The organism is Streptomyces graminofaciens (assembly GCF_030294945.1).
GTDB lineage: Bacteria > Actinomycetota > Actinomycetes > Streptomycetales > Streptomycetaceae > Streptomyces > Streptomyces graminofaciens.
In genome coordinates this window covers 3513101-3535784 of sequence record NZ_AP018448.1, presented here as the reverse complement: position 1 = coordinate 3535784, position 22684 = coordinate 3513101, and the positions used below count along the sequence as shown (strand labels likewise).

At 70.5% G+C, this 22684-nt stretch carries 16 protein-coding genes; 7 read left to right on the top strand and 9 right to left on the bottom strand.

Annotation, left to right across the window (positions count from 1 at the left end; translation table 11 throughout):
• Positions 1-65: 65 nt before the first annotated feature.
• The 3 genes from SGFS_RS15180 to SGFS_RS15170 form a co-directional block, all read right to left on the bottom strand.
• On the bottom strand, positions 66-950 hold the full coding sequence (locus SGFS_RS15180; protein WP_286250686.1) for a sugar phosphate isomerase/epimerase family protein: 885 nt from the start codon (positions 948-950) through the stop codon (positions 66-68).
• 71 nt (positions 951-1021) lie between these two features.
• Entirely contained in the window at positions 1022-1288 is a 267-nt protein-coding gene (locus SGFS_RS15175) for a hypothetical protein (RefSeq protein ID WP_286250685.1), read from the bottom strand.
• 2 nt (positions 1289-1290) lie between these two features.
• Positions 1291-2901, bottom strand: a complete 1611-nt coding sequence (locus SGFS_RS15170; protein ID WP_286250683.1) for an amino acid--tRNA ligase-related protein — start codon at positions 2899-2901, stop codon at positions 1291-1293.
• Between the two features lie 463 nt (positions 2902-3364).
• Here SGFS_RS15170 and SGFS_RS15165 point away from each other — a divergent pair, with 463 nt between their 5' ends.
• From SGFS_RS15165 to SGFS_RS15140, 6 genes are all read left to right on the top strand, one after another.
• On the top strand, positions 3365-4066 hold the full coding sequence (locus SGFS_RS15165; protein ID WP_350284000.1) for a response regulator transcription factor: 702 nt from the start codon (positions 3365-3367) through the stop codon (positions 4064-4066).
• A gap of 468 nt (positions 4067-4534) precedes the next feature.
• A complete protein-coding gene (locus SGFS_RS15160) occupies positions 4535-4816 on the top strand; it encodes a hypothetical protein (RefSeq protein ID WP_286250678.1) in 282 nt (93 codons plus the stop codon).
• Between the two features lie 20 nt (positions 4817-4836).
• The gene (locus SGFS_RS15155) at positions 4837-5610 is read left to right on the top strand and encodes a hypothetical protein (protein ID WP_286250675.1); all 774 of its coding nucleotides are present in this window, start codon (positions 4837-4839) and stop codon (positions 5608-5610) included.
• On the top strand, positions 5610-6734 hold the full coding sequence (locus SGFS_RS15150) for a hypothetical protein (RefSeq protein ID WP_286250673.1): 1125 nt from the start codon (positions 5610-5612) through the stop codon (positions 6732-6734). The genes SGFS_RS15155 and SGFS_RS15150 overlap by 1 nt, the downstream gene beginning before the upstream one ends.
• Before the next feature lie 250 nt (positions 6735-6984).
• Positions 6985-8475 (top strand): SCO6880 family protein, encoded by a 1491-nt coding sequence (locus SGFS_RS15145; RefSeq protein ID WP_286250671.1) that lies wholly within the window; start codon positions 6985-6987, stop codon positions 8473-8475.
• Between the two features lie 381 nt (positions 8476-8856).
• Complete coding sequence (locus tag SGFS_RS15140) at positions 8857-10866, top strand: ATP/GTP-binding protein (RefSeq protein WP_286250668.1); 2010 nt, start codon at positions 8857-8859, stop codon at positions 10864-10866.
• A gap of 132 nt (positions 10867-10998) precedes the next feature.
• Here SGFS_RS15140 and SGFS_RS15135 read toward each other — a convergent pair whose 3' ends face one another.
• Positions 10999-11559, bottom strand: coding sequence for a lysozyme family protein (locus SGFS_RS15135; protein ID WP_286250664.1), 561 nt, complete (start codon positions 11557-11559; stop codon positions 10999-11001).
• Positions 11560-11744: 185 nt separating this feature from the next.
• Between SGFS_RS15135 and SGFS_RS15130 the strand changes: the two genes are divergently transcribed.
• The gene (locus SGFS_RS15130; protein ID WP_286250661.1) at positions 11745-11981 is read left to right on the top strand and encodes a hypothetical protein; all 237 of its coding nucleotides are present in this window, start codon (positions 11745-11747) and stop codon (positions 11979-11981) included.
• A gap of 179 nt (positions 11982-12160) precedes the next feature.
• On the opposite strand, the gene SGFS_RS15125 is transcribed toward SGFS_RS15130, so the two are convergent.
• The 5 genes from SGFS_RS15125 to SGFS_RS15105 all read right to left on the bottom strand — a co-directional run bounded on the left by SGFS_RS15125 (position 12161) and on the right by SGFS_RS15105 (position 22318).
• Positions 12161-12895 (bottom strand): helix-turn-helix transcriptional regulator, encoded by a 735-nt coding sequence (locus SGFS_RS15125; RefSeq protein ID WP_286250659.1) that lies wholly within the window; start codon positions 12893-12895, stop codon positions 12161-12163.
• A gap of 79 nt (positions 12896-12974) precedes the next feature.
• Positions 12975-13805 (bottom strand): LuxR C-terminal-related transcriptional regulator, encoded by an 831-nt coding sequence (locus SGFS_RS15120; RefSeq protein WP_286250657.1) that lies wholly within the window; start codon positions 13803-13805, stop codon positions 12975-12977.
• Positions 13806-14047: 242 nt separating this feature from the next.
• A complete protein-coding gene (locus SGFS_RS15115; RefSeq protein WP_286250656.1) occupies positions 14048-16957 on the bottom strand; it encodes an ATP-binding protein in 2910 nt (969 codons plus the stop codon).
• Positions 16947-19607 carry a helix-turn-helix transcriptional regulator gene (locus SGFS_RS15110; RefSeq protein ID WP_286250655.1) on the bottom strand — a complete coding sequence of 887 codons (2661 nt, stop codon included), beginning with the start codon at positions 19605-19607 and terminating at the stop codon, positions 16947-16949. The genes SGFS_RS15115 and SGFS_RS15110 overlap by 11 nt, the downstream gene beginning before the upstream one ends.
• Positions 19604-22318 carry a LuxR C-terminal-related transcriptional regulator gene (locus SGFS_RS15105; protein ID WP_286250652.1) on the bottom strand — a complete coding sequence of 905 codons (2715 nt, stop codon included), beginning with the start codon at positions 22316-22318 and terminating at the stop codon, positions 19604-19606. The genes SGFS_RS15110 and SGFS_RS15105 overlap by 4 nt, the downstream gene beginning before the upstream one ends.
• Positions 22319-22684 lie beyond the last annotated feature (366 nt).

The window sequence follows — 22684 nt, the reverse complement described above, 5'->3', positions numbered from 1 at the left end:
GGGTGAAGATTCGCGGGGGTGGATTTCACAGGGGGGATGTTCGAGGGGGCTGGACTCTCGAGGGGTCACAGGTGACGCGGCGACGGGCCCGGCGCCCGGTGCTGGTCCGGGTTCTGATCCGTGGCGAGGCCCGAGGCCGGAGTCCGGGAAATCAGCTCCCGGAGCCAGTCCGCGGTCCGGCGCGGCCTGTCCCTCTCGCGCCGCCCGGTCGGCTGGGGATTGTGCTCCATGACCACGACCGGTGGGCGGGTCAGTGCCAGCAGCCGGGGCAGTACGACGCCGAGGTCCAGATAGCCGTCCCGGCCCGACTGACCGGGGGCGGCCGCCTCGTGGCCGTGCCGGGGATAGCGGTCAGGGGTGGTGTTGTAGACGTGCATGCTGCGCACGGCGGGCCCGAGGACCTGCCCGAAGTGCAGCGGTGTGCCCCGCTCCCCGAGCAGGTGCGCGTGGCCCAGGTCCAGACAGAGGCCCAGTCCGGTGCCGTCCAGCGCTCGCGCGTACTGCTCGGGGGTGTGCAGGAGAGGGTGTGCGGTCAGGTTCTCCACCAGCACGGAAACACCATGCGTCTGGGCGGTCTCGGCCAAAGCCGTCAGGAACTCGGTGCAGCGCTCGGTGAAACCCTCGCTCGAGAACGGGGGATACGGGCTGGGGAAGTGGACGACGACATGGACGGCGTCCAGGTCCGCCGCGAGCCGGATGGTCCGCTGGGCCAGCCGCAGCGCGAGCGCGGCCTCCGCGGCGTCCGGCCCGGTGGGGGCGAACCGGCGCAGGGGCACGTCGAGGTCGTACGGCACAGGGGTGTGCAGTGCCGGCCGTATCCCGTGCCGCTCGCAGAAGCGGGCCAGGCGGGGGACCATCGTGCTGGGGTAGTTGTAGAACTCGACGACATCGGGTTCGTACGGCAGCAGGGATTCCAGCGCCGTGCGGTCGGACAGCACGCTGGTGGACACGCCCAGGGCGGGCGGCGGGATCGGGCCGGGTGCCTCGGAGGCAGGGGATTCCGGGGATCTCGGTACGGGCGTCACAGCGCGGCCGTCCGCATCGGGTGCGGGGTGGGTGACCGGTCGGCCGTGCCGGCGCGGTCGAGGGGGTGAGCCTGGGCCGACCCGCCGGCGAACGGCCAGCCGTTCGTCAGGGCGACACGGTCGACGAGGCAGCCGCTGTAGTGGCCGAGCGGGGAGTCGAAGCGGCGGAGAACAGTGCCGGAGCGCCGTAGCGAGGTGCCGGCCTGCTGGAGGGCGGTGCCGGATTGCCGGAGGGAGGCGCTGAAGTGATCGAAGATGCGCATGGTCAGCTCACTTCTACGCGGTCGGTCTCCTGGTCCGCCGTCTGTTCGGGGGGTGCGTCCCTGCCAGTCTGCTCGCTGGTGGCGGTGCCGGCCCGTTCGAGGCCGAGGCACTGCTGGTCGCTGAGGCGGCGGCCGTCGTCGCGGAGGGCGCCGAGCAGCCGGTCGACGCCGAGTGAGAAGCCGCCGAGCGGGGGCAGTCCGTGCTCCACGGCGGTCAGGAACTCCTCGTCCAGCGGCAGGTGTTCAAGACCCGGTTCGCGCCGCTGTTCCGTCATCCGACGGCGCTGTTCGACGGGGTCGGTGAGTTCTGTACAGCCTTGGCCGATGTCGGTGCCGGCCAGCACCAGGCTCCACGCCTCCACCAGCGTGGGATCACCCGGCCGGGGGCGGGCGAACCGCGCGGCGCGTGTGGGGAAGTCGAACACGAAGGTGGGCTGGGTCAGTGTCGGACGTACGAGCTTGCGGAAGAGGAGCAGCGAGAGGGCCGAGGCGGTGGTGTCGTCGGCGACATCGAGGCCGTGGCGGCGAGCGTGCTGAAGAAACGTTTCGGTTGAGGTCACGGACGTGATGGGGGCCTTGAGGTGCTCGGAGAGAAGCTGACGCAGCGTGACCCGGGCGAACGGCATGGGCCCTGTGGCGGCAAGGGGACTGTCGGGGGCGCGGAGACCGCCCGTGGGGTCGCCACCGCCTGTTTCACCGGGAGCACGTCCTGTTTCACCGGGAGCCCCCATGCCGTGCCGGGCGGTGCCCGCCGCCGGGCGGTGCGGCCTGTCGTCCGCCCCTCCCAGGACGGCCGAGGTGATACGACTCGGCCCCTCGGCCTCGTGCAGGACCGACGCGGCGGCGCGGACGAGTCGTTCCACCAGCTCCGCGCTGTCGCGGTAGTCGGTGTGGGCGGCGTACCCCTCGCAGACGGTGAACTCGGGGTGGTGCATGGCCCCGGTGCCCTCGTTACGGAAGACTCGGCCGAGTTCGAAGACCCGCTCGGCCCCGCCGACGACCAGCCGTTTCAGGTACAGCTCGGTGTTGCCCCGTAAGAAGACCGGCACCCCCCAGGCGTTCATCCAGGTGACGAAGGGGCGGGCGGTGCCTCCGGGCAGGGCGTGCAGGAGCGGGGTGTCCGCCTCCAGGTAGCCGGCGGTGTACAGCTCCTCCCGCAGCGCGCGCAGCACCGACGCACGGCCCCTGGCGCGCGCCCCCTCCCGACGGTCGACCATCATGCGCTGATAGGAGGGGAGTTGATCGCCGCCGCTCGGACGCTGCGTCCTCGTGGAGCCGCGGCCGTGCCCTGGTGCGCTGGGCAGCGGGCGCAGGGCCTTGGAGGCGAGCATCCAGCCGTCGACCCGGATCGAGAGGGCTCCCGTACGGCTGGTGACGATCTCACCCGAGACGCTCACCTGGTCCCCCAGGTCGACGTCGGTCTGCCAATCCGTGTAGACGGGCTGGGTCTCCGGAGCGCCGTCGGTGAGGAGAAGCTGGATGTCATCGGTGCCGTCCCGGAGGTCGACGAAACCCATGCCCCCGTGGGAGCGGTGGGCCATGACCCGGCCGACCAGGACGACGCTGTCCCCGGTCGTCGTGTCTGCGGGGAGTTCTCCGTACAGCCGTCGCAACTGGCCGAGAGTATGGGTCGGCTGAAGAGCCGGGGGATAAGGGTGCTTACCTTCGGATATCAATCGACGGCGGGTGGCGAGCCGGTCGGCCGACGGAGCCGGGTGCCTGAGTTTTTGTCGCATCGCTTTGCCTTTGCTCTCGGAGGCTCGGGGAATATCTGAGCTCTCCCGCTCTGCATTTGGCATGCCAGATGTCAGGGGTGGCTGAGTAAGTGCATAGTCAGAAGGAGTTCCGCGCCGTTGTCGGGTGGAGACGTCTGAACCTTAAGCCAGTAATGATCCATAGGCCAGAAGAATCAATCTCGGGTATGAGTGCGGCTCCGCCGCGGGACTGTCCGGCTGGGCGAAATAATCCTTTTTGAGGGTAGATTATTCGGTGAATTGGACATCGCGACCACGCCCTCGACCTGTGTGAACGACCATGAAGAAAATTTAGGAGTCTTGAGGTTTAGAACCGATAGGTATGGCATGCTGCCGAGGCATGGACGCCGATATTTTGGTGCTGGAAGCAGATCCATGTGTGGGTGTCGAACTCCGTCGAGGCCTTGAAGCAGCGGACTATGCGGTGGATCTCGTCGGAGACGGGATCACCGCAATGCGGCTCGTCGGGCGACATTCCTACAGGGCTGTTCTGATGGACATCCCGGAGCCCGGATCGAATCACTACCGGGTATGCGCCGAACTAAGAAGAAGCCGTATGGACGTGCCGATTCTCGTACTGACCGAGAAGGGTGGCGAAAATGACGAAGTGGAGGCCCTCGACGCGGGCGCCGACGACTACCTCCGCAAGCCGTACTCCCACGAGGTGCTGCTCGCCCGGCTGCGTGCCCTGACCCGGCGCAGCACTCAACCCGCCGACCGGACGCTGCGGATAGGTGACCTCTGGCTGGATCCGGCGCGCCATCGCTGCGGCCGGGGCCGACGTGACATAGCACTGACGGCTCGTGAGTTCGCCGTACTCGCCCAACTGGCCCGGCACCCCGGGCAGGTCGTCTCCAAGCCGGAGATACTCGACGAGGTCTGGGACATGGCCTACACGGGCAGCCCCGCCATCGTCGAGGTGTACATCAGCGTGCTCCGCCGCAAGATCGACGCCCCCTTCGGAGTCTGTTCCATCGAAACGGTCCGCGGCTCCGGATACCGCCTGGTGGCCGTGGGCGGCTGACCGCTTCCCGCCGCCTGGCACTCCTGGCCATCGGTCGTACGCAGACCGTGCCCTCGGCCCCGGCCGAGCGGGCTCGCCGCTCTCGGGAGCCGATGAGCGAAGCGGCCCTCAGCGGACCCGGCCGCACTGCCGGATCGGCCGATGTGAGGTTGACCGCCGTACGAGGTCGGCTGCCTTACGAGGTCGGCTGCCTTACGAGGTCGGCTTGCCGTACGAGGTCGGCTGCCTTACGAGGTCGGCGCAAGGGGGCGAACGCCCGGACCGGCGATGGTGTCGCCGTCCGCACCTGAAGCGCGACACGGGTCACCCCAGCCGGCCTCGCCTCCCCAACTTCCCCCCGTTCTCCCCTGCTTCACCTTCGTGTCCGGCGCCGACCGCGCCGCCGCGAACCCCTCCCCGGCGGCGTGGCTCGCCTTCTTCCGCCCGCCTGCCTGCTTCACCCCCCCGTTCAGAACTGGAAGGAACGACATGATCCTCGCCCAGCTCGGCATCCGTCTGCTCGCCGCTGATGTCCCCAACCCCCAGCCCGACGCCCCGACCGAGATCATCACCAAGACCGACACCGTGCTCAGCCTCGTGGCCTGGCTGGGCACCGCGGCCGCCGTGCTCGGCGTCGTCGCCATCGCCATCAAGATGGCCGGCTCGCTGCAGAAGGGCGACGCGGAGGACCACATCGGCCAGATGCTCACCGTGCTCGTCGGCTGTGTGCTGCTGAGCACCGCCGGGCCCCTGGTCAGTTTTGTCCTCTGAACGCGACCGGGAGTCTCGAGATGAAGAAAGTCGGACACCACCCGCAGAGCGGCGAGGAGTGGCGGCAGCCGTTCTGGCGGCAGCGGAGCTGGATCACCGCCGCGATATTCCTGCTGCTGATCTGTGTCACGGCGGTCGTCAACATGATCGCCGAGTCCGGCGACGGCGGAGGCGGTATCGCCGCCGACGCCACCCCGGACCCGGGCTCCTCCGCCTCCGACGACGGCGCTGAAGCGGACAAGGGCGGGGACACAGGTGGCACCTGCCCCCGACAGCAGAGCGGCGAGGCCCCGGCCGCCGTCCCGGCCGACCTCAAGTGGCGCAACCTCGGTGGCGGCTTCCTGCCGACCTCGTCGACGAGCGGCCCCCTGAGCCGTACGTCCACCACCTGGTCCTGCTTCGCGCACAGTCCCACCGGAGCCGTGCTCGCCGCCCATGTCATCCCCAGCCAGATGAGCGGCCCGCGCTGGCGCGACGCCGCCCGCACACAGCTCGTCCCCGGGGCGGGACAGCGCCAGTTCATGGCCGCCCGCGCGGTCGTGTCGGACGAGGAGGCCGGCGGATCCCCCGGCGAGCTCGGCACGTACGACGGATTCAACGTCCTCGACTACGCCGCCGATCGAGCCCATGTGCAACTGCTCGTGCGCCGCCCCGACGGAGCGTATGTCGCCACCTCCGTCTCGGTCTCCTGGAAGGACGGCGACTGGAAGCTTGTCCCGCAGTCCGATGGCGCGCTCACCTCGACGTTCGTCGCCGTGAGCGGCACCACCGGCTTCGTCCGCTGGGAGGATTGATGAGCTTTCTGAAATGCATTACCAATCCACTCAAGTGCGCCGTCGAGGTGCCGGCCAAGGCCGTGGTGTCCACCGCCGTCCAGCTCTTCGCGGAAGCCATCGGCAACGCCACCGCCGAAGTGCTGAAGTCGCTCAACGGAGTCTGGCTGCGGGTGGGTTCGGCGGCCGGGAGCAGCAGCGCGATCCAGGACATCAGCGACGAGACGGAATGGCTGGTCGCCTATGTCGCGGTGGCCTCGCTACTCGTCGCGGCGTTCAAGATGGCCATGGACCGCAGAGGCGAACCCCTGGTCCCGGTGATCCGCGGCATGCTGCGGGTGCTGCTGATCGCCACGGCCGGGACATGGATCTTCCAGCGGCTGGCGACCGCGTCCGACAACTTCGCCTCCTACATCTACGAGAAATCGGAACTGGGCGACAGGGCCTCGGCGATCCTAGGAGTCGTCACACTGCGCGTACCAGGCCTGATCCTCGTCCTCGGACTCGTCGTCATGCTGGCGGCCATCATCCAGATCGTCCTGATGTACGTACGCGTCGGCGTACTGATCCTGCTCCTGGGCACCCTGCCCCTGGCGGCGAGCGCGTCGATGACCGGCTGGGGCGAGAACTGGTGGCGCAAACACCTCGGCTGGCTGATCGCCTGGCTGCTCTACAAACCCGCCGCGGCCCTCGTCATCTACTCCGCCACGGCAATGACCCAGGACGCCGCCGGACTCGACGCCAACATCGCAGGCCTCGGCATGCTGGTCCTCGCCACTTTCGCGCTCCCGGCGCTCCTCAACCTCATCGTCCCGGCCACCGCTGCCCTCGGCAGCGCGTCCGGCGGCGGCATGGTCCTCGGCGCCGCCTCCGACCTCACCGACCTCGGGAAGCAGGGCTACCAGGCACTGAAGGCCTCCGGCTCGTCACCTCCGTCCCCAGCCCCGCCGGCGGTGGAGGGCGGCGGCTCCCCGGCCAAGGGCCCGAGCGGCAGCGAGGCACCGCCCGACAGTTCGGCTCCCGCGCCCCCGCCTCCCAAACCCCCGGCGGGCAACCCGGCCGCGGCCAAGGCCATGGGCACTGCCGGAAACATCGCCGGGAACTTCGCGCGACAGGTCGTCCATTCGGCGGACGACCAGGGCTGATCCCCACGCGACAAGGCCGCGGGCCCTGAGACCCGGCACGGGCTCACTGCCTCTCCGAGCGAGGGCCGGCCGCCTTCCCGAGCGAGGGCCGGCCGCCTTCCCGAGCGAGGGCCGGCCGCCTTCCCGAGCGAGGGCCGGCCGCCTTCCCGGGCGCGGGTTCGGCGCTTCCCCGGGCGTGCCCGCGTACCCCGCGGACCGAGCCCCGCACCGCAGTCGCACACGAGCACGAGACAGCAGAAGGAGTTGGTCCATGCCGGCAGAAACGACGCCGCGCACCTACGGAAACTGGCGGCGCCCCAGAGCGGCGGGTCTCGGCCCGCTGGGGATGATCGGAACCATCGTGATGCTCGGCGGGATCATCCTGGCCCTGCTCGTCTCGCTGGTCTCCCTGCGGGCCGCCATCGTCACCTTCGTCCTGGTCGCCCTCGTCACGGCGGCCTTCGCCTTACGCACGGCCGACGGCCGTACCGTCTTCAACGTCCTGGGAGTACGTATGGGATGGTCGCTCCGCCGGTCCAGGGGCTCCCATGTCTATGTCTCCGGCCCGCTCTCCAGGCGGCCGGGGGGCCGTTTCGCCCCGCCCGGCCTCCTTGCCAAGGTGGACATGCTGGAGACACACGACCCCTCGGGCCGCCCCGTCGGGGTGCTCCACCACAAGGGCCGCGGCCTCTACACCCTGGTGCTGGCGTGCGAGGCCGAAGGCATCTCCCTGGTCGACTCCGGGCAGGTCGACCGCTGGGTCGGTGCCTGGGGCGGCTGGCTGTCCAGGCTTTCCCAGGAACCCGGTCTGCGCGGCGCGGCCGTCGTCGTGGAGACCGCCCCCGAGAGCGGCGTCCGGCTCGCCGCGGAGGTGCTGCCCCGCATCGTCGACAAGGCGCCACCGCTGTCCCGGTCGGTGCTGGAGGAGGTGGTCAACGCCAACCCGGTGACCGCGTCGGAGACCAAGGTGTACGTCACCCTGACGTATCAGCCGCCCCGGGCCAGGCAACGCCCTGCGGCCGTCGCCGAGCAACTGGCCGACCGGATCCCGGCTCTGGCGGCGGGCCTGGTCGGCGCGGGCACCACCTCGGTGCGTCCGCTCTCGGCCGTGGGAATCGCCGAGAGCGTCCGTACGGCGTACGACCCGAGCGTCGCCTCCCGCGTCGCGGCCGCCCACGAGGACGGCGGTGACACCGGGCTCGAATGGGCGGACGCGGGCCCCGCCGTCACGCTGGAGACGCCGGACCACTACGAGCACGACGCGTCCTACTCACGGAGCTGGCTGCTCGCGCTCGCGCCCCGGGGCGCGGTCTACTCGTCCGTCCTGCGTGAGCTGCTCCAGCCCACACAGGACATACGCCGCAAGCGGATCGCTCTCTTCTACCGGCCGCTGCCGCAGGCCGCCGCCGCCCGCATGGTCGAGGCCGACCGGAGGGCGGCGCTCTTCAGGGCGTCCTCCAACGGAAAGAAGCAGATGAACGCCCGCGCGCAGGCCGAGCTGATGGCCGCCGAGCAGACCGCGCAGGAAGAGGCGTCGGGAGCGGGGCTCGTCGAGTTCTCGATCATGGCCACCGTCACCGTGGACACGGAGATGCAGCTGAACCACGCCCAGGCGCTCATCGACGAACAGCAGGCCTCCGCCCGTATCCAGCTGCGCCCGGCCCGCCGGACCCAGGCGGCGGCCTTCAGCTGCACGCTCCCGGTGGGGCTGCTGCCGTGGGAACTCACCCTCATGCCCCAGCAGCTCAGGGACGCGCTGTGAGCCCGCGCACATCGGCGACAGCGCGTGAGGAATTCCGAACCGCGACACGTACCAGCAGATGGTGCGACCCACGTCTTCCGGAGTCTCCGCTCCTCGAAGGGGAGCCCTGAGGGCGAAGTCCGAACATGCCGGGCCTCGGCGGTCCGAACACCTTCCTCGCCCGTGGAGTCGCGCCGGTTGCGGCCACCGCATCGCGGTGGTAGCCCGTTCCCGCGCCGGCATCCGCCCGGTCCAGGGCACTTCCTGACCCACTCCCTCTTTCCCGGCTCCCAGAGTCTGCCGTCGGCCCGGGGACCTCCCGCCGTGATCCGGCGTGATCAGCGGCGAGGCACCCATCTCGGGCCAGTCCTCCGGACTGGCCACCAACGTACGGAGCACCCCATGAGTAAACACAGGCTCACCCACGACCGGCAGGCGACGGAACCGCAGAAGGCTCCGCAGCCGGAACCCAGAGGACGGCGGCGCAAGAAGGCGGACACCGCCACGCACACCGCCCCGACGACGAAGCCCGTCCAGCGTCACAAGCGGGTGCCCTACAGCGCCGACGGCCCCGTGGCGCTGCCCACCGCCGAGAAGCTCACGGTCCGGGGCTGGACCGGCCCCGCCGGCGGCCAGGTCGGCCACGTGGATCCCCCGTCCCTGTGGCGGGCCACCACCGTGCAGGCGTGCGGCCTGTGGCCCTTCGCGGCCTCGGCCACCGCTCCGACCACGGGGGTCCCCCTGGGGCCGCATCTGCGCACGGGGACGACGGTGTGCGGCGACCCCATCTCCTGGTTCACGCGGGCCAACTATCTGTCCAACCCGTCGATGTTCATGCTCGGCATGCCCGGGCTGGGCAAGTCCACGCTGGTCAACCGCATGCTGATCGGTCTGGCAGCGACCGGCGTGGTCCCCATGGTCCTGGGTGACCTCAAGCCGGACTACGCGGAGACCGTCAGGGCGCTGGGCGGGCAGGTAATCAAGATCGGCCGTGGAGTGGGCGGCATCAACGTCCTCGACCCGGGCGCCATGGGCCGGACCGCGCGCCGGATCGGGGGCAGGGCGGGCGAGGCACTCGCCGCCGAGGCCCACGGCCGGGTGCTCAACACGCTGACCGCGCTGATCTCGGTGGTCCGCTCCGGCCAGGTCGACGACCATGAGCAGGCCATCCTCTCCGTCTGCCTCAACCTGCTGATGGAGCGTCACCCCCCTGGCCGGCCACCGACGTTGCCGGATCTGATCCGCCTGCTCGACGAGGGGCCGCCCCGGCTGAGGTCAGTCGCCCTGGACCGGGGACAGACGACCCGATACCACGAGGCGGTGGATCCGCTGCTCCGCTCGCTCATCGGCATCCTCAGCGGTGCGCTGGGCAGTTGCTTCGCGGGGGAGAGCACCACACGGATGGACCTCGACGCGCCCGCCGTGTGCATGGACATCTCCCGGATCGGCGAGGCGGACACCCAGCTGACGGCGGCGGCGATGCTCGCCTCCTGGTCCGACGGGCTCGGCGCGGTGGCAGCGGCGGGTGCCCTCGCGGATGCCGGGCTCGCGCCCCAGCGGTGGTACCTCACCGTGCTCGACGAGCTGTGGCGTCCGCTGCGGGCGGCTTCGGGCATCGTGAACCGGATCGACGCGCTGACTCGGCTCAACCGCACCATGGGCGTCGGCAGTGTGATGATCACGCACACTCTCAAGGACGCGGCGGCCCTGGACTCCAGCGCCGACCGGGCCAAGGCGGACGGCCTGGCGGAACGCGCGGGCATGGTGGTGTGCGCGGGACTGCCGGAGCGCGAGCTGGAGGACCTCAGCAGGATCGTCCATCTCTCGCGGGCCGAGATCGACCTCGTCTCGTCCTGGTCGTCACCGGAGGGCTGGAACGCCGCCGACGGCCCGGACGGTGCGCCTGGCCGGGGCAAGTTCCTGATCAAGGTCGGTGGCCGCCCCGGGGTTCCCTTCCGGCTCGCGGTGACCAAGCAGGAGCTGGCACTTCACGACACCAGTTCCCGCTGGTCGGAGGAGGCGCGTACGATCACCGCTCCCGCGCCCCTGCCGCCGGAGCGGACCATGAAGCTGTATCTGCCGGAGGTACGGACGGCCCAGCAGGGTCCCCGCCACGGGCAGGTGAAGCACGGTCGGCCGCGGCAGCCGGTGTTGCCCCTGCACGAGACGGCATGGGCACCGCAGGACGGATGGGGGGCGCAAAACCCGGCGCAGCCGGCGTGGGCCGCTGAAGGATCGGCACAGCCGGCATGGACTCCGGAGGCGGCCCAGTCGCATCCGCCGTTCCCGGACCCGGCGCCGCGCAGCGAGTCCACCTCCGTGCTGGGACGTATCGGACCGGGCCGACAGCAACAACGGCGTGTGCGGACGGAATCGGTGACCCCGGACGGCCAGTCGGTCTGGTCCCCCTGACCGACGGCCCTCCGGCCGCCGAGAACTCCTGTCGGCCGCGGCCCCGCAACGGGGGGCCGCAGCCGACAGGATCCGGGTCCGTGGGAACCCGAGGGCGTCGGGGGCCGACCCCCGGGGTCGGCCCCCGGGAGCTCAGCGCGCGGAGCCGGTCTCGTACCGGGGGATCAGCTTCCGTACCTCGCCGACGTAGTCTCGCGTCTCGCCGCTCGGCGGAAGCCCCCGGTACTGTTCCACGGCCTTCGTCCCGGAGTGATAGGCCGCCAGGGTCAGTTCGAGCGAGTCACCGGAGGCGAGACCTTTCTCCTTGAGCCGCTGGACCCCTTCGGCCAGGGCGCAGTCGAAGCGGCCCAGCGCCATGATGGCGTCCCCCGCGTCGAGCGGGGAGACTTGACCGTTGCCGTCGTCGTCCGACGCCCACTCCTCGAAGTCCGCCGCGCTCATCCCGACGAGCGCCCGCTCGGCCGGGGCGGTGTTCGCCGGGGTGGGGCTCGGTGATCCCTCCTGCCAGCCCGTCTCGGCGTCGATCTGCGCGGCGATCACGGACGGCAGGACGACATCGCAGATCGAGCCGGCGCGGATCACCCATTTCACATGGGCGGGAGGCACCTTCGCGGAGTCGAACGCCTGTTGGCGCTGATCGTCCCCATCGGTGAGCTTCGAGCCGGACAGACCCACCATCACCAGCAGGGGCATCAGGCACACCGCAAGCGCCCCCGCCGCGGACCACGTTGCCGCCTTCCTGAAGTTGCTACCGGCCACAGCGGCCCCCCGTCGCGAGCGCCAGGCCCGCACCCGCCGCTCCCAGGGCCACGGCCCTGTCCCCCGAACCGCCTGCCCGGCCCCAGGGCACGGCTGCTGCCACGAAAGGACCCACCCTTATGAACCCGCTGGCTGTCGACCCGACGGTGACCGCTCCACTCGACGACGTGATGTCACTCCTGGCCTGGCTGGTGACCGCGGCGGGCGTCGGTGGCCTGCTCTGGCTGGGCGCCTCGATGGCCGTTTCCGTCAGGTCGGGGCAGCGTGTGGGGGACTTCATGGAGAGCTTCTTGATGGTGATGGTGGCCTGTGTGCTCGCGGTGACCGCAGGTCCGCTGGTGGCGTTCATCCTGTGAGGGCGCCGGGCGCGAGCGTCAGGAGGAGCGGGGAAAAATGAGGAAGCGAACACCTTTACCTCTCTTCTGAGGCCCTGCGGTTCGCTGTGGGACGGTCATCCGCCCCACAAAGCAGGGAAGCCTGCCGCTCATCATGGACCAGCATCCCTGAAGCCCCGCCAAAAACCCTGAAGCCGTCTTCAGTATTCCTGTTTCGGATTCCGATTCACGGGCCCAGAATTGCGGGCGCCGGGTTCCATGGCCTCGCGGCGAACCTGCGGCGGCCAGACCCCGATGCTCAGAATTCCCAGGGAATACGCCCGGGACACCAGGGCGGATCGGTTCGGCACATCGAATTTGCGCAGCATTCCGGCGATGCGGTACTCGATGCCCTGTCGGCTCATACAGAGCCGGGTGGCCAGTCGGGTGGACGGCATCCCGGCCGCCACGCCCTCCAGGATGCGGGCGTCGACCTCCGTGACCGTGTCGGGCCGCAGCGCGGCCGGTCCCTGCTCGGAGACTGCCGGACCTTCGGGTTTCACGAGCACCACACAGGAGTCCGGGGCACCGTCCGTAGTCGGCGGCGTGATGCCGGTGAGCAGTCCGTGAAAGGTCGAACCGTCGGGGCGTAGCGCGACGATCGGGGCGTCCACACGGGTTCCGCCCGGTTCGAAGAGCTTGTTCAGCTGCTGCCGGATGTGCATCCTCAACCCGGGGTGCAGCAATTCCTCGAACTGGCGTCCGCTCATCTCCTGGGCGGGGCGGCTGAACTGACTGAGGAAATTCCGGTCGGCCGAGACGATCTGTAACCGGGAGTTCAGGGTCATCGTACAGATGCCGGAGATCTCGGACAGGACGGCGGACAGCCATGGCCCCCTGTCCACGAAACCCCGGTCGACATCGGAAGGGAATTCGGAGGTGAGACAGGAAGTCATGTGTACCTTCTCTACTACTCGAAGCCCGTGACGGAACATCTCGCGGAAGCGCCGCCCGAGCGCATGTCGAGGTCACTTGTCAAGCTGCTCGCGGACCGGTTAGGTCGTCTGTTCCGGGAGCTTCCGTAGCACCGTCGCTCATATCCGGTTCCGCCTCGGACCGCTGAAGATCGCGTTCGTCTTTTTCGGACTCCGCGACCGTCCTCGGCTGGGGCGGTGACACGAAATCCGTTGCGATGCGCGGCGGCCAGTGCCCGCCCGAGAAGATTCCGAGGGAATGGGCCCGGGACACGAGCGCGGTACGGTTCGGGACGCCCGCCTTACGGAGCATCGCGCCGATGTGGTATTCGACGCCCTGGCGGCTCAGATGCAGTCGGAGCGCGAGCTTCCGAGTGGAGATTCCGGTGGCCAGCTGCTCCAGGATCCGGGCCTCCATCTCCGTCAGCGTCATCGGCGCGGTCGTGTTCGGTACCCTGACCCGCTGTCGGCCGAGGGACTCGGAGGGCTCCTTCTCGGGGGCGACGAGGACGATGATCTCGCTGGCCCCGGGGGTGACGCCGTCCCGTACGCCGATCAGCGTCAGTTCCACCGGCAGGGGCGATCCGTCGGCCCGCAGCGCGACTCCGCGATCACCGAGCCGCACCCGACTGCCGGCCGCGACCTTGGACAGCTGCTCCCGGACGCCGGGTCCGGTGGACGGGTGCAGAAAGTCGAGGAAGGGCCGTCCGCGCAGCGCGGACGGCGAACCCCCGAACCAACGCACGAAGTCGCTGTTGGCTTCGAGCAGACATAAATCGGAGTCCAGGCGCGCCATGGATATGCCCGCCTGCTGGAATATGCTCAAGAAAGACTCGGCGTGCCGGTGCAGCGATTCCTGTGCGGTCCCCGAGGCTGCCCAAAACGAAGTCATTGACATCGAACCCTCCGAATGTGGATGCTCTGGGAATCGCCGGCCCAGGCGCACCTCCCATTTTCCTGAGGCTAGGCGGACGGCTTCTTCCCGATCAACCCGATCTTCGGCCCGGAGGGAAAGTTAGTGGTAGTACGTGACTACCGAGGTTCGGACCCTTACGCGACGTACGGCTCCGCGAGGGGGGGAGGTACGGTCACCCGAAGGTGCCCGTTCGGGCACCTTCCGTGAGGGTCCGTCGACTACGTCACGTGCCCTCGAGGCTCCGGCGGCTGGGCCGGGTCGGCCGGAGGGTCGACCATCTCGTCCGGGCTCAGCACTGAGCGAAGATCCGAGCGTGTGGTCACCAGCAGCTTGCGGTACACGGCCGTCAGATGTTTCTCCACCGCCCGTGAAGTGATGCCCAGCGCCTTCGCGATGTCACGGTTCGTCAGCCCCTGCGCGGCCCACGACGCAACCGTCCGCTGGGTACCGGTGAGCGGTTGGCGGGCTCCCCTCTGGGGGAAGAACTCCATTTCGCTCTCCGCGCGGGTCGCGGCCCAGTGTGCCCCGCACTGGACGGCGAGGTCATGGCCCCGGCGCAACCGAGTCTCGGCCTGGGCGAGATCGCCGGCCTCCCGCAACAGTTGACCGAGCGACACCAGGGATCGGGCCAGCTCCAGCTGGTTGTGGCTGTGCTCCAACGTCTCCACCGAGGATTCCGCCAGCGCCAACGCCTCCCGGCCGCCGACCAGTGTCGCCCGCATCCGCAGCGCCCGGCCGATGAACTTGGGCGCACCCCAGGCCTCGGCGATCCGCAAGTCCTCATCGACCAGCTCCATCGCCGCCGCCGTGTCGTGCAGGCGTACGTACTGCCGTGCCGCCCACGGCCGCCACGCCACCTGGAGGCCCGCCACCGGGCCGTCCACATGCTCCACCCGTCTGCCGCACCGGCGCAGCACCGCCAAGGCGGTCGAGGGATCCCCGGCCAGATCGGCGGCCATGCCTCTGAACATGTCGGCCAGCACGGGGAAACCGCCCGGGGCGAGCCGGTACTCGTGGATCTGGGACGTGTGCAGCCGTATCTCCTCGCGCAGTTGCCGGGCCAGGCCCAGGTCGCGGCTCTCCAGCGCGACCATCATCAGCGCGGTGAAGGCCGGTCCCGCCGTCGGATGCAGGCGGTCGGCCGTCGCCAGGGATTCCTCGGCGCTGGTCCGCGCCGCGACGAGATTGCCCTGGGCGGCCGACGTCCAGGCGTGCAGGCCGAGCGCGATGCTCCGGGCGACGATGTCGTCGTCGGGATCCATCCGTTGCAGGGCGGTCCGCAGCCCTGCCTGCAGGAAGTCCACCTCGTCGGCCATGAACAGGGTGCTGGTCAGCAGGGGCAGCGAGACGTGGACGGGGGAGGACAGCATCTCGCTCGCCAGAATCCGGTGTGCGAGCGCGACGGCCTCTGCCCGAGGGAGCAGACCCGCTGCCGTCACCGACCGCAACAGGACGGCCGCCATTTGCCGTTCGGCCCAGGTGTCCACGGGAACCTGCGGACCCAGCCCGGTCAGCCGCTCCAGGCTCTTGGCTGCATGGTCGGCGCCCCAGCCGAGACTCTCGTGGCGGGCTGCCAACCACATCGGCGGACGCCCGCCGCGGGCTCCCGGCGCTCGGCCGTCATCGTCGGTGAAGCTCTGCATCAACTCGGCCACGGTTGCCTCGTCGACGCACCAGTAGGGCGCGAAGCGGACGAGTACCTCGAACTGTTCGTAAGGCGTCTTCAACAGTGCCAGCGCCTGCCGCAGATGGCGGTCCGCGGCGTGGGGGGCGAACCGGCTCTCCGCGACGGCGAGATCGCTCAGCAGTGCCGGCCGCTCCACCAGCGCCCCCGGGTCTTCCTCGGTGTCCGCCAGGGCGCGCCGCAGATAGCGTGCGGAGGTGTGCGACGCGCCCCTGTCCAGTGCGGTCTTGGCCGCTGTGCGCAGTGCCGTCCGCAGGGACCGGGACATCGGGGAGGTGGTGAGCAGCAAATGCTCGGCGGCCTCCTCCACTGCATGACCGTGTGCCAGCAGCAACCGCGCGGCCTTGAGGTGCAGTTCCTCGTACCGCTCGTCGGACAGCGCGTCGATGAAGGCCTCCTGGAGCATGGAGTGCCGGAAACGAGTGCGTTTCGCCGAGGGGCAGGGGCTCCCGTCCGGCCTGACTCCCGTCGGTTCTGTCTCCACCAGACCCAGTTGCTCCATGGCCGTCAGTGCGGCCGCACTGTTACTGGTGTCGAGTCCGGTGAGCGGCGCGATCAGCCCGGCTCGGGCCGACCCGTCGAGCAGGGCCACGGCGGTGGCGCAACGACGCAGCCTCTCGGGCAGCCACAGCACCAGCTGGGCCAGCCGCTCCCGCAATGGTTCGGGCCGTAGCCGGGGGAACGCGAGCGCCTCTTCGGCCGAGGGCTTCCGCCCCTCGTCCGCCAGCTCCCACAGAGATGGCAGCAGGAAGAGCGGGATGCCGCCGGAGACGCTGTGGCACACCCGGACGAACTCGGGGTCGCCCTCCGTGCCGAAGACATACCGCACCGCGGCGGCCACCCCGGACAGGCTGAGCGGACCCAGCTCGAGCATCCGGTCGGCGGCGTTGGTGGTCTCCCTCAGCCGGGTCGGGCTGTACAGCGCATGGCCGGACGGCAGTGTGGCCACCACCGTGACGGCCAGACCGTTCAGGCGCCTGGCGAGATAGCTCAGAAAGGTCAGCGACGCGTCGTCGGCGTGCTGGAGGTCGTCGACGAGCAACAACAGTGGCTGCTGTCGGCATATGGCGGCGACCAACGCCCGCAGCCCTTCCAGGAAGTGCGGGCGCAGCCCGGTCGACATGACGGGCGATCCGCCCGAGAACAGCCACTGGGTGTCGGCGGCGGCGCCCGCGAACCAGCCACGGCGTATATTGACGGGCGCCTGCCGCACCACGGAGTCGAAGAGCTGGGTGACGATCCCGAGGACGAAGTCCTGCTCGGACGGAGTGCCGACCGCCCGCAACGCCCGTACGTCCTGGTCGGAAGCCCGTCGTGCCAGTTCGTCCAGGAGCGTGGTCCGGCCGATGCCCGTGGGACCGGTGACCAGCAGCATCGAGCCGCCGCCGGCGGCCGCGGCGGCCTCGTCCACCGCGCGCAGCACGGTTGTCCGTTCAAGCAGCACGACCGTCCCCCTTCGTGTGACACACCGAGGCGAGAGCGGCCCGCAGCCCGGCCCGGCCGGAGATGCCCAGCTTCCGGTAGGCGCGGGTCAGGTGCAGTTCCACGGTCCGGGGGCTGATGGACAGCCGTTCGGCGACGAGCTTGTTGGACAGTCCCTCGGCGGCGAGCTCGGCGACCCGGCTCTCGGCCGGGGTGAGCGCCACCGCGCCCGGCGACGGATCGGGCCCCCGCTCCCGACCGTACGCACGCTCCGCTTCACCCGCGCGGGACGTGGGGGAGAGCCTGGACGGATCCACGGACCCCGAGTCCCCCGATGTCCCCGCCACTGCCCACGCCGACGCCAACCGCCGCTCCTCGGCGAAAAGCCTGCTCGCGAACGCCCTCTTGCCGAGTCGCTCTGCCAACGTGGCCGCGCGAGCGCGCCACGGCAGCAGCGCGGGATTGTGCCACCCCCGGTTGGACAGCCCCCGGCCGACGCTCATGAGGTCGGCCAGCGCCTCCTCGAACCGGCCTGTGGCCTCGTACACCTTGGCGCGGGCGGACAGGAAGGCGGACATGGCCATGCTCTCCTCGCGTACCTCGGGCAGATCCACGGCCAGGACGTGCTCCGCGGCGGCGAGATGGCCCTCGAGCCGCAGAAGTGTCGCGTGCGCGGCGGAGAGCAACGGCAGCAGCCGCGGATGAGGTGTTCTGTTGTCACTCAGCTCGGCAACGCTTTTCAGGTCGGCGATCTGCAGGTCCGTCCTGCCGAGACGGCGGTAGGCCTGTGCCCGCAGCAGCAGACCGTGCAGCGCGGCAAACCGCGCGCCGGCGAACAGGGCGTCGTCGACAACGGCCCCGGCACTGAGAACGGCCTCTTCGATGTCTTTCACGTCCTCCGACAGCATCAGGGCGCCCACGCCGGCGAGAGTGGGGGTGAACAGGGTGATCCCCGGGGGAGGGGGCGCACCGCACAGCGCCTGCCTGGCCAGTGCCATCGCCCGTTCCTGGTCGACGCCCGCCGCGGCCAACTGCCAGGCGCGCAGCGCCGCCCGGGCCGGTCCGGGAAGGGGGTCGACGGCGTCCGGGCCTTCGGCACTGCCGGACCTCGGCGCGGACGGTTCGCGCCAAGGGTGACCCGCCTGGGGCGGGACTCCCCGCTGGAACTGCCCGACCGTGGCATCGGCCAGGGCGTCGGGCCCCTGGAGCATCGTCAGAATGTCGGCGGCATGCAGTCGTATCCGGGTGGACACGGGGTCCGTGCCCGACAGGGACAGCCGGTACGCCGTGTCCAATTGCCGTTGGGTGACGATCGGGTTGGACGTTATCGAGGCCAGTGCCAGCTGGATGTGCAGGCCCAGCCGTTCCATCGGGGCCTCGGTGCGGAGCAGCGAGTGCTCCAGGACATGGATGGGGGAGTGAGCCTCCTCCGACGGCCGCGGTGCTGTCACGTCCGAGCACAGCACCTCCAAGGCCCAGGGCGGCCGGAAGGACGGGGCGGCGATCAGCATCCCGGCGATGCGGGACGCGCGGACCCCGGTGCGGTAGCACAGCTCCGCCGCCCGGGCATGCAACTCCTCTCGCTCCGTGGCGTTCAGCCTCGCGAAGGCGAGCCTTACGGAGCCGGGGAAGGTCGGCACGGGACGGTCGCCGTCGGTCAGCAGGTCGAGGCGGTTCAGCAGCGTCTGAGCGCGGGCACCGGCCGGGACGCTCAGCCCGGCCAGCCGTACGACCTGTTCGGTCTCCAGTGCGCCGGCGGCGACGTCGTAGGCGCGCAGCAGTGCCTGGGCCTCGTCGGGCAGGTGTTCCACCGCGCGGTCGGCCAGCTCGGCCAGAGCGGCGGTCGCGGGCCCCTGTAGAGCCTCCGGGGTGACCTCGCCACCGGTCGGCCGGTCCGCCCCGCAGGCGGCCAGCGCCCGGTCGAGCGCCTTGGGGTTGCCCCGGCACAGCCGCGTCACCTCGGCGGCGAGGGCCGGGTCGACGGGCGCGGGCCAGCCGTGTGCGGCGAGCATCTCGGCGAACGCCTCCGGGCCGAGCGGCCCGAGTCGGAGCAGCCGGTCCGTACGGCCCCGGCCCCGGTGCAGCGCACCGAGCCCCAGCAGACGGCGCAGCGAGTCAGGGCGGTCGTCGGGAGTGGTGGCGACGAGAACCGTCACCCGAGTGTCGCGAAGCTGCCGGATCGTTTGCGTGAGTACGTGCAGGGAGGCGGCGTCCGCCCATTGGGCGTCGTCCAGCACGAGCAGCAGAGGCCGCTCTGCGGCCTCGGCCAGGAGCGCCGGGGCCAGCCATCGCGTCCGCGCACACGGATCGGCCGGCGGGTGGAAACGAAGTAGTTCCGACACCTTGGGCGCGAAGCTCGGCAAGGGCGCCAACAGCTGGGTCACCGCGCCGTACGGGAAGTCGGACTCCGTGCGCGAGCAGTGGGCGGCGAGCACCTGGGCTCCGTGCCGCTCGGCGGTGGCGGCGGCCCACCGCAGCAGTGTGGTGCGGCCCAGCCCGAACCTGCCTTCGAGGAGGACGACGGCGGCGGACGAGGTGATGTCGTGCCGCTTGGGCAGGACCTTTTCCAGCAGCCTTCGTTCCTTGTCGCGTCCGACCGGCAGGAGCCCCGGGCGGGCCGTCGTACAGGGTCCGGGACGGTCCGGGGCCCCGCACGTGGTCTGTCTACTCATCGCTCTTTCCTTTCTTGGGCCCCCGGTACGTGCGGTGGTGCCGGTTCTCCCGCCGTGTCGACCAGGGACAGGCGCAAGGCCGCCCGGCCGCCCGGAATCTTCTTGTAGACGCTGGTGAGATGGGACTCCACCGTCCGGGACGCGATGAACAGCCGGTCGGCGATCTCCCTGTTGGTCGCTCCCCCGGCAGCCAGTTCCGCGACCCTGCGCTCGCTCGGGGTCAACGCGTCCGCGCTGTGCCGGAGCGGGCCCCCGGCAGCGGCCAGCTCGGTCTGGGCCATGGTGGCGAGCACCTGCGCGCCGCACTGGTCGGCCAGGCCGTATGCCCGGTACAGCTGCTCACGGGCGGCGTGGATCTCGCCGCGGCGCAGCAGGGCCGAGCCGAGCCGGTACACGGCCCAGGCGGACGCCAGGCGCTGCCCCGGCCCGCCCGTCAGAGCGTGCGCGGTCTCGGTGAGTTCCCCCACGGATCGTTCGCCGTCGACGGTGACCGTGAGCGTGTCGGTGAGCAGGCCGAGGCCGGCGCGGCGGGCGGCGTGCCATCGGCCGTCCGCCCGTGGCGTGTTCCCGAGGACGAGCAGGGCCTGGTCGACGGAGAGCCGCCAGTGGGTGAGGACGGGGTTACCTCGGTCGGATGTCAGGACGGTGTCCTGGCGTCGCTGGACGCGCCGCGTGTCGGTTGGGTCCTGGGACGGCTGGGCCGGCCGTCCCGGGACCGCCGCGAGCACGTACTGCTCGTACAGCGGCCTCTTCATCTCCCACAAGTCGTTGCCGCTGGGCACTGTGGCCGGGGCGCTCTGGGAAGCACCCGCGGCGAGTCCGGTCGCACCGCACCCGACAAGGCTCTGCACATGTGCGATGTAGGGCAGCAGGAGCCCCGCCGCCTGCGGGGTGCGAGCCATCGTGGACAGGGCGGAGCGGGCGGTGTCCTGCGCCTCGGCGAGGTCTCCGACGACGTGTGAGATCAAGGAGCGTACGGATAACGCGAGGATCAGGGCGCGCGGGTCACTCTCCGCCGAGGCCGTCCGGAACGAGCGTCCCAGCAGCGCGCGGGCTTCCCCGGACCGCTCCGCCAGGTGGAGCGCCACTGCCGCGGGCAGCTCCGGCGGCAGAGCGGGACGCGGCTCGCCCGGGTCCTGGGGGGCGTCCTGGGGCTCGAGCAGGGCAAGGGCCAGCCGGGCGTACGCGACCCGGGTCCGTAAGGCCCCGGAGGCGGGGACGGAGGGCTCGGCGGGCTCGGGGGCCAGGGCGCGCAGAGCCTTTTCCAGATAGCCGTCCGCCTCGGTCATGTGGGCCGTGTCCGCCACGAGCGCACCGAAGTGGATCGCCGCGTCGGCCAGGAGCTGAGGGTCGCGCGAATGCTGCAGGATCGCGCGCAGATGCCGCGCTGCGGTCGTGGGGCTGGTGCGGGCCAGGAGGTACTCAAGTTCCAGCCGGTGCCGGAGCCGAATGTCCGAGTCGAGCGTGGGCAGGTCGGCGGCGATCAGCCGGTCCAGGAAGCACACTGCGGCCATCTGGGCCCCGAGCCGGGCGGCGCGGGTCGTGGCCTCGCGCAGGACGTCGTACATCCAGAGCTGGTCCGGGGAGTCGGGCAGAAGCCTGGCCACGGCTTCGGCGGGGCCACCCGCCTCGTTGAGCAGCCGGGCGGCGCGGCTGCGCAGGTCCCGCAGCTCCGGGACGGGTAACGCGGCGAGCAACCGGGACCGCACGTTCGGCCGGATCCGCGTACCGCATGCAGTCGTGCTCAGTAACTCGTCCTGGCGCAGGGTGTCGAGGGCGTCGTTCGTGACCGCCCGGGGCACCCGGGCCAGGGCGCTGACCAGCTCGGATTCCGTCGGCTCGGGGCTGTCGATGTCGACGGCGCCGACGCTGTCGAGCAGGGCGACGGCCTGGGCGACCCGGTGGACGCGTTCGCCGTGCTGGGCCAGCTTCCGCAAGGCCAGGACGGAGAGCACCTCGTGTGCGAGGGTGTCCAGACGGCGGGTGCCACGGGTGTCGGGGCGGAGGCCGTGCCGCCGTGCCGCGTCGAGGACACGCTGGAGCACGAGCGGATTGCCTCCGGACAACTCCGCGCAGCGGACGGCGAAGTCGCGCTCGGGGGGCTCGCCCAGCGCCCGGCCGACGGTCTCGGCGACCTCGTCGGTGGTGAGGGGCGGCAGGGTGATGACGTTCCGCTGCCAACGGGTGGCGAGTGTGCGCAGAACCGGATGTCCGGGACCGGAGTCGCCGGGTCGGTGGGCGAGGACGACCAGGAGGCGGAGTTCCGCCCCGTGACGCAGCACATGGTCGATGCAGCGCAATGACTCCTCGTCGCACAGATGGGCGTCGTCGACGAGCAGAGCCACCGGATGGGCGGCCGTCAGGTCGGCGAGCGCCTGGTGAACACGGTTGCTGATGCTCTGTCGCGACTGCCGGGAGGAGTGCGCCAACGACAGGCCGAGTGGGGACGCCACGGCACGGATCGCGCCGTAGGCACCGAGCGGAGGAAGCAGGCGTCCGGCGGTTCTCAGTACCTCGTAGCCGCCTTCGGAGGCTCTTTCGTGGACGGCGCGCAGCACCGTGCTCCGGCCGCTTCCCCATCCCCCTCGGACGAGCGCGCACTCGGCGGGGCCGGACCTGGTGGCCAGGACGAGATCGTGCAGCGAGGCGAGCACGGTGGCGGTGTTCCTGGGCCGTTGTGCCTCCGTGGCCCGGTGCCCGACGTTCGTCATGTGTACCTCCAGCAGTGGGGGCGGCGAGGGAATGTGCGGATGGATTCATGCGGGATTATGGGGCGTGATGTCCGCAAATGAAGGCAAGGTCGGACGGAAAACTAGGGAGTTCCCCAGGGCCTTCTCGCGGAGATCGCGCAACCGTTCCGTTACGGTTAATTGCATGAGGGCTTCAGGGCGGTCGGAATCGGTCATGGCGCCCCACGCGTTCCTTGGCGGGAGTCGTGGATGGCCGACCGGAGGGATGCTCTTCACGGATTCCCGAAGAGTGCGGTTTCCGCGACCAGGAACATCGATCCCACCGGCGGGCTGTGAGCGTCGCGGGTTCGCGGGCCGAACGCATCCGTCGTTCTGCATGACTCATGC

Excerpts from the sequence above, each read along its gene's own strand:
- SGFS_RS15175 (WP_286250685.1), bottom strand. The coding sequence starts at position 1,288 with ATGCGCATCTTCGATCACTTCAGCGCCTCCCTCCGGCAATCCGGCACC.
- SGFS_RS15165 (WP_350284000.1), top strand. The coding sequence starts at position 3,365 with ATGGCATGCTGCCGAGGCATGGACGCCGATATTTTGGTGCTGGAAGCA.
- SGFS_RS15160 (WP_286250678.1), top strand. The coding sequence starts at position 4,535 with ATGATCCTCGCCCAGCTCGGCATCCGTCTGCTCGCCGCTGATGTCCCC.
- SGFS_RS15155 (WP_286250675.1), top strand. The coding sequence starts at position 4,837 with ATGAAGAAAGTCGGACACCACCCGCAGAGCGGCGAGGAGTGGCGGCAG.
- SGFS_RS15150 (WP_286250673.1), top strand. The coding sequence starts at position 5,610 with ATGAGCTTTCTGAAATGCATTACCAATCCACTCAAGTGCGCCGTCGAG.
- SGFS_RS15145 (WP_286250671.1), top strand. The coding sequence starts at position 6,985 with ATGCCGGCAGAAACGACGCCGCGCACCTACGGAAACTGGCGGCGCCCC.
- SGFS_RS15140 (WP_286250668.1), top strand. The coding sequence starts at position 8,857 with ATGAGTAAACACAGGCTCACCCACGACCGGCAGGCGACGGAACCGCAG.
- SGFS_RS15135 (WP_286250664.1), bottom strand. The coding sequence starts at position 11,559 with ATGCCCCTGCTGGTGATGGTGGGTCTGTCCGGCTCGAAGCTCACCGAT.
- SGFS_RS15130 (WP_286250661.1), top strand. The coding sequence starts at position 11,745 with ATGAACCCGCTGGCTGTCGACCCGACGGTGACCGCTCCACTCGACGAC.
- SGFS_RS15125 (WP_286250659.1), bottom strand. The coding sequence starts at position 12,895 with ATGACTTCCTGTCTCACCTCCGAATTCCCTTCCGATGTCGACCGGGGT.
- SGFS_RS15120 (WP_286250657.1), bottom strand. The coding sequence starts at position 13,805 with ATGACTTCGTTTTGGGCAGCCTCGGGGACCGCACAGGAATCGCTGCAC.
- SGFS_RS15110 (WP_286250655.1), bottom strand. The coding sequence starts at position 19,607 with ATGAGTAGACAGACCACGTGCGGGGCCCCGGACCGTCCCGGACCCTGT.
- SGFS_RS15105 (WP_286250652.1), bottom strand. The coding sequence starts at position 22,318 with ATGACGAACGTCGGGCACCGGGCCACGGAGGCACAACGGCCCAGGAAC.